The 647-nt window shown below is 52.6% G+C and carries 1 rRNA gene; it reads right to left on the bottom strand.

The features are described from left to right. A 23S ribosomal RNA gene (locus WH277_RS02775) occupies positions 1-647 on the bottom strand; the annotation flags it as partial.

The following is a 647-nucleotide window of genomic DNA, read 5'->3' on the forward strand; positions in this document are numbered from 1 at the left end:
TCCTGGCTGTCTGTGCCTTCCCACATCGTTTCCCACTTAACCATGACTTTGGGACCTTAGCTGGCGGTCTGGGTTGTTTCCCTCTTCACGACGGACGTTAGCACCCGCCGTGTGTCTCCCGTGATAACATTCTTCGGTATTAGCAGTTTGCATCGGGTTGGTAAGCCGGGATGGCCCCCTAGCCGAAACAGTGCTCTACCCCCGAAGATGAGTTCACGAGGCGCTACCTAAATAGCTTTCGGGGAGAACCAGCTATCTCCCGGTTTGATTGGCCTTTCACCCCCAGCCACAAGTCATCCGCTAATTTTTCAACATTAGTCGGTTCGGTCCTCCAGTTAGTGTTACCCAACCTTCAACCTGCCCATGGCTAGATCACCGGGTTTCGGGTCTATACCCTGCAACTTAACGCCCAGTTAAGACTCGGTTTCCCTGCGGCTCCCCTATACGGTTAACCTTGCTACAGAATATAAGTCGCTGACCCATTATACAAAAGGTACGCAGTCACCTAACAAGTAGGCTCCCACTGCTTGTACGTACACGGTTTCAGGTTCTGTTTCACTCCCCTCGCCGGGGTTCTTTTCGCCTTTCCCTCACGGTACTGGTTCACTATCGGTCAGTCAGGAGTATTTAGCCTTGGAGGATGGTCC

Origin of the sequence: Erwinia sp. MYb416 (genome assembly GCF_037479575.1) — a bacterium.
GTDB classification, from domain to species: domain Bacteria; phylum Pseudomonadota; class Gammaproteobacteria; order Enterobacterales; family Enterobacteriaceae; genus Erwinia; species Erwinia rhapontici.